At 65.6% G+C, this 9,333-nt stretch carries 8 protein-coding genes and 1 pseudogene; 5 read left to right on the plus strand and 4 right to left on the minus strand.

Annotation, left to right across the window (positions count from 1 at the left end):
- Positions 1 to 251: 251 nt before the first annotated feature.
- From E6K79_11880 to E6K79_11895, 4 genes and pseudogenes are all read right to left on the minus strand, one after another.
- A complete protein-coding gene (locus E6K79_11880) occupies positions 252 to 974 on the minus strand; it encodes a porin family protein (protein ID TMQ62746.1) in 723 nt (240 codons plus the stop codon).
- A gap of 175 nt (positions 975 to 1,149) precedes the next feature.
- Positions 1,150 to 3,294, minus strand: a complete 2,145-nt coding sequence (locus E6K79_11885) for an AAA family ATPase (protein ID TMQ62747.1) — start codon at positions 3,292 to 3,294, stop codon at positions 1,150 to 1,152.
- A 133-nt stretch (positions 3,295 to 3,427) separates the two neighbouring features.
- Positions 3,428 to 4,217 (minus strand): annotated as a pseudogene (locus tag E6K79_11890) (isocitrate lyase/phosphoenolpyruvate mutase family protein).
- Entirely contained in the window at positions 4,108 to 4,665 is a 558-nt protein-coding gene (locus E6K79_11895) for a carboxymuconolactone decarboxylase family protein (GenBank protein ID TMQ62748.1), read from the minus strand. The pseudogene E6K79_11890 and the gene E6K79_11895 overlap by 110 nt, the downstream one beginning before the upstream one ends.
- Positions 4,666 to 4,859: 194 nt before the next feature.
- On the opposite strand from E6K79_11895, the gene E6K79_11900 reads away from it, so the two are divergent.
- From E6K79_11900 to E6K79_11920, 5 genes are all read left to right on the plus strand, one after another.
- Positions 4,860 to 6,059, plus strand: coding sequence for an NAD-dependent formate dehydrogenase (locus E6K79_11900; protein TMQ62749.1), 1,200 nt, complete (start codon positions 4,860 to 4,862; stop codon positions 6,057 to 6,059).
- A gap of 47 nt (positions 6,060 to 6,106) precedes the next feature.
- Positions 6,107 to 6,340 (plus strand): hypothetical protein, encoded by a 234-nt coding sequence (locus tag E6K79_11905; GenBank protein TMQ62750.1) that lies wholly within the window; start codon positions 6,107 to 6,109, stop codon positions 6,338 to 6,340.
- Positions 6,341 to 6,342: 2 nt separating this feature from the next.
- Positions 6,343 to 6,576 (plus strand): hypothetical protein, encoded by a 234-nt coding sequence (locus tag E6K79_11910; GenBank protein ID TMQ62756.1) that lies wholly within the window; start codon positions 6,343 to 6,345, stop codon positions 6,574 to 6,576.
- A gap of 34 nt (positions 6,577 to 6,610) precedes the next feature.
- Positions 6,611 to 8,542 (plus strand): ATP-dependent DNA helicase RecQ, encoded by a 1,932-nt coding sequence (locus tag E6K79_11915; protein TMQ62751.1) that lies wholly within the window; start codon positions 6,611 to 6,613, stop codon positions 8,540 to 8,542.
- A gap of 10 nt (positions 8,543 to 8,552) precedes the next feature.
- Positions 8,553 to 9,333: hypothetical protein (locus E6K79_11920; protein TMQ62752.1), on the plus strand; the 781-nt coding region annotated here is incomplete at its 3' end.

Here is a 9,333-nt window from a genome sequence, read left to right on the forward strand (position 1 = left end):
TCGGCGAAAGAGCGTGATTCCCATGTGCGCGTGGAGCTTGACGTCACGCGCGTAAGTCGAACGAGACGGACGGGCTTCGACGTGTATGTAGATAAATCGACAGAACGTCGATTGGCGGGCGGGACCGACCGCTTCCTCCAGATCACGCGGGGGACCGAGCGTTTCGACCCGAAACGGGCGACGCCGGGCTTTTTGGGCCCGGCGTCTGAGGGGGGTATGGGCGGGACTGTGTTGCGGGGTGCTCGAGGAAACTAGAACCGATACAGGAGACCTACGGTGCCGCGCTCCATCCAGATATTGTCCGCGCCCTTGGAAGTCGAGAGCCCGGTGGAGTTGTTGGACGGGAACGCGACCAGCTCACGTACATCGGCGCGCACGCCCCAGCGGTCATTCAGTCCATAGGACACGCCTCCGCCGAAGTTGATCGCGAACGCGGTCTCGGACTTCGAGAGCTGAGGGACCCGATCTGGATCGGTGTTCGACAGGAACGTGACCGCGCCCGCTCCGGCCGCCAGGTACGGCGTCAAATTGGATACCGGGAAATCGGCGCGCAGATTGGCCTGGTACGCGAGAATATCGGCAGACTTCTTGTCCTGGGACACACCCGATCCAAGATCGACGCTCTGCTTGACCGGGATCAGCCACGTGAACTCTCCTTCAGCGGCCAACCTCGACGTCATGCGGTACGACACGGTCGCGACAGCCGGGACGTTGACGAAGTGGTCCGGCAACGAGGTGTCATTCTTGTTCAGAGCCTGGACCCCGCCCATGAGCGAGAGCTCGGCCCGGGACTCCCCCGCCGCGGCGGACGAAACGGCGCCGGCGACGAGGAACGCGGCAACTGCTACGGCACTGGCGAAACGGATGCTCCCTTTACTGGTCTTCATGGCATTCCTCCCCAGAGGGGTTTGCGGCGGCGCGGCGCCGGGGCGCCGTTTGCGTCGGGCGGGCCGCCCGCCGCTTCCTCTGGTCATGCGTTACATCAAGCAACATGCCAATGGAGCGATCGGGACGCGAGTCGGCCGATACTCTTTGCGCTCGTGGAAGTTGTGCTGCTTAAGACGAGGCGGTGAAGTTTCGGGGAGGTTTCTTGGAGTTGCCGAGAGATCAGCAGGCTGTCGATTTCTCGGCAACCGCCGAGCAACGCAGCTACTGAACTCCGTACTTCTCGATGCGGGAATAGAGCTGGGCGCGTGTCAACCCCAGTAGACGGGCGGCCCTGGACTTGTTGCCCTTGGCCTGACCCAGAGCCTTCTCCACCAGGTCGCGCTCCACGTCCTCGAGGTTCATGCCGTCCGAAGGGATCCCGCCGTCCGAGATACTGCTGATCTTCACGGGCCTCCCACCATCCGACACCGGCGAGGCAAGGACCCTCAACGCTCCGTATGTCGGGCGAGACACTGCGGCCGGAAGATGGTCGCGCGTGATGAGACCACCGTCGGACATCAAGATCGCCCGCTCGATCGCGTTCCGGAGCTCGCGAACGTTTCCGGGCCAGCGGTAGCCCAGCAACCAACCGCGAGCATCCTTCGAGATTCCCGCCGCGGGCCGTCCCATCGTCCTGCCCAGGTCCTCGAGGAACGCCTCGGCGAGAGGCAAGATATCCTCGGAGCGTTCCCGGAGCGGCGCGATGTGGATCTGGAACACGTTCAGGCGGTAGTAGAGGTCCTCCCGGAACGTTTGATTCGCGATGGCCGCCGTCAGATCGCGGTTCGTGGCCGCGATCACCCGCACGTCGGCCTTCAACGTGCGGGACCCACCCACGCGCTGGAACTCACGCTGCTCCAACACGCGAAGGAACTTCGCCTGCACGATCGGGCTCATCTCGGCGATTTCATCGAGGAACAACGTTCCCCCCGCCGCCTGCTCCATCCGTCCGATCTTCGTGGCGATCGCCCCGGTGAACGCTCCCTTCTCGTGACCGAACAACTCGGACTCGAGCAGGGTCTCGGGGAGCGCCGCGCAGTTGATCGCGACGAACGGCTTGCCCGAACGCGGCGAGCCTTGGTGGATGAGGCTCGAGATCACTTCCTTGCCGGTCCCGGACTCGCCGGTGATGAGCACGGTGGTTTCCGAGGCCGTCACCCGCTGGGCTGCCCTCAATGTTTCCTTCCATGAAGGCGATATCCCAATGACGCGGCCGCCTCCGCGGGACTCCAGCTCTCGCGCGAGTGTTTCGACCGTGGCTTCGAGCCGCTCCGCCCGCTCCCGCGCTTCCGCGGCGACCCGGGCTTCATCCGAGAGCCGCAGGTGGGACAGCATCAAGGCGACGCGGTCCGCGAGACGGATCGCGACCTCGGTGTCCTCCCAGGTGTAACGCGACGGCTCGCGATGGAAGAAGCTGAGGCCGCCTTGGACCTGCCCTGAAATCCAGACCGGGACCCGGAGCCAAGACCGCATGCCCGAGGAGATAATGAGGCGATGGCGCTCCGTGTCGGGCGGGATCTCGGCCGGGATGTCTTTGATGATCTCGGACGCATTTCGCCGCGCGAGCTCGGCGTCGGTAAGAGGGACTGCCGCCGTCGGCGCCGGGTTGTCGGTCTTGCCCGCGATCGCGGAGATGCGGATCGTCTTCGCGCCCATGTCCAATTCGGTCAGGCACATCATGTCATGCGGCAGGATGGCCTTCATGCCGTCGGAAAGCGGCTCGAATACCTCGCGCACGTCGAGCGACTGGGCCAGCATCCCCAGCAACGCCTCGATCCGGTCGAGCCGGTCCCTGCGACGCTGCTCGATATCCCAGAGCTTCCAGTGCTCGACCGCCGATCCAAGCAACGCCGCGATCGGCTTGAGAACCTCCTGGTGCTCGTCGGTGAACGCGTTCGTCGTTTGCGAGGACAGCCAGACGCCCCCGGCGAACGTGTTCCCGGCCCGGAACGGTTCCCACATGCCGGATCCCATTCCCCCTTCGAGCGCCGTCGCGTCTAGCGGAAATGAAGGATCGAGCTCCTTCCTGGCGTCGTTGATCCGAGGGGTGGGGCCCGCGTGCGGACGCATCCTCGGCGACCACATGGTCACCGGCATGGGATCGGAGCTTTTCGCGTCCGAGCATTTCGGCCCCGAGCACGTTCCATCCGGCTTTGGCTGCGTGAAGGTGACGGCGTGGAGGACCACGTGCGAGCCGTCGATGATCCGGACCACGCCCATCTTATAGAAGGGAATGACCCGCTGGACGGCTGTGCCCACGCGGTCGAAGACCTCGCGGAGCTCGATCGTCTCCGACGCGATCTCGGCGATCTCGGAGAGAACGCCGGTTACCAACTGAGCATCAATGGGAGCGGCTGTGAGGCCCATAGGTTCCCGTTCGCGGTTCGCGGTGACTTGGGTTGGTCCACGTTTGGACGCGGCCCAAGGCCCGGCGGATCGGACTAAATCTCCCCGACGCCAAAATTCGGAACATAAGGCTGACCGAGCCCTACCCCGATGTCTACTGGATTGACGTTCGGCGGGAGCCGGACCCCCCGAGGAACGAAAAGGTCCCGCCCTCTTGCATCTCCTGCGCCGCGCCCAGAATCGCGCCTAACGCGATGTGACACAACGCACTGCCCACGCTGACGCGTTTCACCCCGATGCTCGAGAGCTCGGAGAGGGACAACCCACTCTGCGGCATCACCAGGACATTCAAGGGTCGGTCCACGGATTTGACCACGCTCGCGATGTCGTCTTTCTTGGTGAGCCCGGGCGCGAAGAGAACGTCGGCGCCCGCTTCCTGATATGCCTGGAGGCGTGCGATGGTGTCCGCGAGATTCGCCCGACCGACCAGATAGTTGTCCGCCCGGGCGGTAAGAGTGAAAGGAAACGGGCGCGGCCGCGGCAATGCGCTCCGCCGCTCGCTTCTGCTCATAGACCGGGTCGCCCGCGCGCGTGGTGGCGTCTTCGATGGAGCATCCCACGAGTCCCACCTCGGCGGCGCGGCGGATGGTCTCGGCCACCTCCGCCGGATCGTCGCCATAGCCGTTCTCAAGATCTCCGGTGACGGGGAGGTCGGTGGCGGAGGCGATCGCGCCTACGAGGGCCATCATCCTGTCCCGCCCGATCGCGTGATCCCGTTCCCCGGCCAGGAGCGCAATCCCGGCGCTCGTCGTCGCCAGGGCCTCGAAGCCCAGATCAGCGAGGATGCGTGCCGTCCCCGCGTCGCCCGGATTCGGAACGATGAACGCGTGCCGCCGCTCGTGGAGCGCCCGGAATGTCTGCGCCTTCTCGAGCTGAGACCTCATTGGTTACATAGGCGCCCGGAACGAGGCGGGCCGAGATCGAAAGTCGATTCCATGCGTTGATGGCCGCCAGCGCGAGCGTCAGATCGCACAGTTCCTTCTCGCTGAATCGCGCTCGGACCTCCTCGTACAGCGAGTCGGGCACGTGTCCATCCGTGATCAGCGTCACCGCTTCGGTCCACGCGAGCGCCGCGCGCTCACGCTCCGTGTAGTAGGGGCACTCGCGCCAGGCATCGAGCGAGTAGAGGCGCTGCTCGCTCTCCCCGCGCGCACGCAGATCCTTCCAGTGCATGTCGAGGCAATAGGCACAGCCGTTGATCTGTGAGGCGCGAAGCCGAACCAGGTCGAGCAATGGAACCTCCAACCCGCACTTCGAGACGTACTGATCCAGCGCGTCCATGGAATCGTAAACGCCGGGAGCCACCTTGCCGTAATTGAGCCGGGATTTCATGAGTCCCTCCAGTCTTGTTTGTGTCCTGGCACATCCCTATGCCGTGAAAAGTCTCACCAGCACTTCACCCACATGATACTGAGATCCCTGGCCCGGCTGGGGGCCAAGACCAAGGTCTCTCGGTCAAAAAGCGAGTAGAATTGCGGAGCCGCAGTCCAAGTCAGCGAATGTCTCGCGCGTGAGGAGTGACCCAAATGGCCAAGGTGCTCTGTGTCCTGTACGACGACCCGGTCGGAGGGTATCCGACATCCTATGCTCTCGCCGATATCCCGAAGATCGACGGCTACCCCGGCGGCCAGACCGTCCCCACCCCGAAGCGAATCGATTTCAAGCCGGGCCAGCTCCTCGGGAGCGTCTCCGGCGAGCTCGGGCTGCGCAAGTTTGTGGAGTCGCAGGGCCACAAGCTGGTCGTCACCGCCGACAAGGACGGACCGAAATCCGCCTTCGAGCGCGAGCTGCCCGACGCGGAGATCGTCATCTCCCAGCCGTTCTGGCCCGCGTACCTGACCGCGGAGCGCTTCGCCAACGCGCCGAAGCTGAAGCTCGCGATCACCGCGGGCATCGGGTCGGATCACGTCGATCTGCAGGCGGCCATCGAGCGGGGGATCACCGTCGCCGAGGTCACCTACTGCAACAGCATCAGCGTGTCGGAGCACGTGGTCATGATGATCCTGGCGCTCGTGCGCAATTACATCCCGTCGTATCAGGTGGTCGTCGACGGCGGCTGGAATATCGCGGACTGCGTCGCCCGCTCCTACGATCTGGAAGGAATGGTGGTGGGCACCGTGGGCGCCGGGCGCATCGGCTCGGCGGTACTGCGCCGGCTCAAGCCGTTCGACGTGAAGCTCCACTACACCGATCGGCATCGGCTGCCGACAAGCGTCGAGCAGGAGCTGGGATTGACCTTCCATCCGAACGCCGACACGCTGGTGAAGGTCTGCGACGTGGTCACGATCAACACCCCGCTCCATCCGGAGACCGAGCATCTCTTCAACGACGCGCTCATCGCCCAGATGAAGCGCGGCGCCTATCTGGTGAATACCGCGCGAGGGAAGATCTGCGACCGCGACGCGATCGCGAGGGCGTTGAAGAGCGGGCAGCTCGCCGGGTACGCCGGCGACGTCTGGTTCCCGCAGCCTGCGCCGAAGGATCACCCCTGGCGGTCGATGCCGCACCACGGGATGACGCCGCACGTGTCCGGCACGAGCTTGTCGGCCCAGGCCCGCTACGCGGCGGGCGTGCGCGAGATTCTGGAATGCTGGTTCGAGGGGCGCCCGATCCGCGAGGAATACCTGATCGTTTCCGAGGGCGAGCTAGCCGGAGCGGGGGCGCATTCCTACAGCGCCGGAAACGCGACCGGGGGCTCGGAGGAAGCGGCGCGGTTCAAGAAGTAGGCGAGCCATTGGGTCATCCTGCTCATAGATAGCCGTGGGGGTAGAGCGTGTCGATTGAGATCATCGGCGCGATCAGTCGCGTGGAGACCATCGCGGTGGGGCGGGCGATTCGGGAGCGAGCGCGATTGGAGCGCGTCTACGGCCCCGGCCGCTGGCGGAAGCGTAAGGGGATCGCTCGAGTTAAGACGGGATACGGGACCATCCTCGCCGAAGTACACTGGTATGAGGCATCGGGGATTGGGCGGAAGGAATTCAAAATCAAACGTATCTTGAGCGAGTGACCATGGCAAAGCGGGAGAACGGGACTCAGTACGTCATTTGCATTTCGAATCGTGGATACAGGGCATCCTTGGTTGTGCGACGGATCTACCGCATGAAGCCGGATCCAAAGGCGATGAAGCACGGGCTCCTTCGGGTCGTTGACGAGTCTGGCGAGGACTATCTGTACCCAGAGAAGCTGTTTGTCACGATTGCACTTCCCCGGGGAGCGGGGCGCGCCTTCCGGGCGGCGAGCTAACCCGTCTGCGGCGCGCCCATCACCACCCGCAGTGATGCCGAGCACAACCGCTCTCGATTTTACGTCCCCCCTCCACGCTCTCGGCTACGCCTCATTTCGCCCGGGGCAGCTGGAGGCCCTGGAAGCCCTCTTCGAACATCGTCGCCTCCTGCTTGTCGCTCCGACTGGCGGTGGGAAGAGCCTCATCTACCAGCTTCCGGCCACGATGCTCGAGCGGACGTCGCTCGTCATCTCTCCCCTCATCGCGCTGATGCAGGACCAGGTCGCCGCTCTCACCGACCGCGGCGTGCCCGCGACCTACCTCGCGAGCACGCTCTCCGAGGAGGAGACCCGCGCGCGCCTTCGCGGCATCCGCGCGGGCGAGTACCGCCTGGTCTACGTAGCGCCGGAGCGGCTCCAGTACCCGGGGTTCCAGGAAATGGCCCGGGATCTCGATCCACCCCTCATCGCGGTCGACGAGGCGCACTGCATCAGCCACTGGGGGCACGATTTCCGGCGCGAGTACCTCGAGATCGGCGACTTCCTGAGTCGGTTTCCCGCCGCAATGGTCCTTGCCTGCACAGCCACGGCCACGCCGGCGGTGCGCGACGACATCGTCACGCAGCTAAGGCTCGGCCCGGACACGCCGCAGATCCTCCGCGGCTTCGCGCGCCCGAATCTCTCGCTGCGCGTTGGCAACGTGGCGTCGGCGGATGAGCTTCACGCGGGCATTGACCAGGCGCTGGCGGAGGCACTCGGCGGCCACGGCGCTCGCGACAACAAGCCAGGCGCCGTCATCATCTACTGCTTAAGCCGCGCTGACGCCGAGGCACAGGCCAGAAGGCTCCGCACGGCGGGTTGGGCCGCCGGCTGGTACCACGCGGGCCTCTCGGGCGAGCACCGCTCCGAAGTGCAACGCCGCTTCATGTCGGGCGCCCTGAACGTCGTGACCGCCACGAACGCATTCGGCATGGGGATCGACCGCGCCGATGTGCGCGCCGTGATTCATCTCTCGCCGCCCGACTCCGTCGAGGCGTACTACCAGGAAGTGGGGCGCGCGGGGCGCGACGGTCTCGACGCGTTTGGGCTGCTCCTCCTTCGCCTGGCGGACATCCCGCGGCGAAAATCGCTGATCGAGCGGAGCGCCCACGACAAGGGCGCGTCGGCCGAGTGGGTGGAGCACCGCTGGTCGATGTTCCGCGATCTCCTCCGCTGGGCCGAGGGCGGCACCTGCCGGCACGACGCCATCCTTCGCTACTTCGGCGATGAGGTGGAGACGCTGCACGGCTGCGGACGGTGCGATGTCTGCCTGGAGCTGGCGGAGGGCGACTTAGGCGATGCCGGATCGGCGGCGCGCGGCGAGGAAATCGCGATGGCGATGCTCTCGGCGGTGCGGCTGGTGGATCGGCGGCTGGGCTTCAAGGTGACGGTGAAGTTTCTTCGCGGGGAGAAGGACGACCGGCTGGCGCGATACGGGCTGGCCGGGCGTCGGGAGTTCGGGGCGCTGGCGAAGTACCCGGAGGAGTGGCTGAGCCTGGTGCTACAGCGCTGCGTCACAGCGGGGTGGGTCGATTTCACCGACGGCGAGTATCCGCTGCTGATGCTGACCGCCCAGGGAGCGGCGGTGCTAGAGGGGAAGCGGGCAGCGCGGTTGGTGCTGCCGCCGGCGAAAGCCCCCGGTAGTCGACCCGCGACGCGCCGGCAGCGGCGCGGCGCCGCCGGGCTCCCCGGTGCCCTCGCCGCCGCGGGGGCGGACAAACCCGCCGGCTACGCTACCCGTTTCGACGCGCTCCGTCGCTGGCGGCTGGAGCGCGCCCGCGCGGACTCCGTACCCGCCTTTGTCGTCGCCTCCGACCGCACGCTGGACGACATTGCCACACTCAATCCGTCCAACCTGGAGGAACTCCATCTCTGCTACGGCATCGGCTCGAGCAAGGTCGAGAAATACGGGCCGGAGGTCTTACAAGTTTTGCGCCACTTGGGGTAGATTGGCCCCGATGACACCTAAGCGAAGTGGCGAGACGCTTTTCCTTCCCGGCGGCCGGGGCGATCGGCCGTCGAAATTAAGTCCCGACCGGACCCTGCCGCCGCACCTCCAAGAGCAACTTCCCCGGCGGCTGCGAAATATCGCGCTCCTCTACTCGCTGGCGTTCTTCCTGTCGGAGTTCGCCCCCTCCATCGTGGCGGGGAAGCTTTCGCAGGAATACCAGGCGCTGTTCGACTGGCTCCCCGGCGTGGCGTCGATCCTGATCGGCATCGTGGTCGCGGCGCTCGCGTCCAGCCCGCGCGTGCCGTGGCAGGTGAAAATGAACGTCGGCCTCGTGTTCGAGGTCCTCGGCAGCTACGGCATCGCGCTCTCGATGTACCTCGGGGCCGAGCGGTTCGCGAGCACACCGATCGTCTTCTTCGCGCTCTCCCCATCGTGGGTCGCGATCTGGATGATCCTCTACTCGATCGTCGTTCCGGCACAGCCCGTGAGGGCGCTCTTCGCGCTGCTCGCCTCGGCGTCCGCGCCTGCCGTGGTCATGGCGTACTCGCTACATCACGCCGGGCTCTTTCACATTTTCACTCCGGAGACGTTCTTCCTCACCCACATCCTCCCCTACCTCACCTGCGTCCTTCTCGCATACGCGAGCGCCCGCATTATGGTCACGCTGGGCGCGGAGGTGTCTCGCGCGCGCGAGCTGGGCAGCTACAAGCTGATCGAGCGCCTCGGCCAGGGCGGCATGGGCGAGGTCTGGAGGGCGTCGCACCAGCTCCTGGCGCGAGAGGCGGCCA

The organism is Candidatus Eisenbacteria bacterium (genome assembly GCA_005893305.1).
Taxonomy (GTDB): domain Bacteria; phylum Eisenbacteria; class RBG-16-71-46; order SZUA-252; family SZUA-252; genus WS-9.

Excerpts from the sequence above, each read along its gene's own strand:
- E6K79_11915 (TMQ62751.1), top strand. The coding sequence starts at position 6,611 with ATGCCGAGCACAACCGCTCTCGATTTTACGTCCCCCCTCCACGCTCTC.
- E6K79_11910 (TMQ62756.1), top strand. The coding sequence starts at position 6,343 with ATGGCAAAGCGGGAGAACGGGACTCAGTACGTCATTTGCATTTCGAAT.
- E6K79_11900 (TMQ62749.1), top strand. The coding sequence starts at position 4,860 with ATGGCCAAGGTGCTCTGTGTCCTGTACGACGACCCGGTCGGAGGGTAT.
- E6K79_11880 (TMQ62746.1), bottom strand. The coding sequence starts at position 974 with ATGACCAGAGGAAGCGGCGGGCGGCCCGCCCGACGCAAACGGCGCCCC.
- E6K79_11895 (TMQ62748.1), bottom strand. The coding sequence starts at position 4,665 with ATGAAATCCCGGCTCAATTACGGCAAGGTGGCTCCCGGCGTTTACGAT.
- E6K79_11885 (TMQ62747.1), bottom strand. The coding sequence starts at position 3,294 with ATGGGCCTCACAGCCGCTCCCATTGATGCTCAGTTGGTAACCGGCGTT.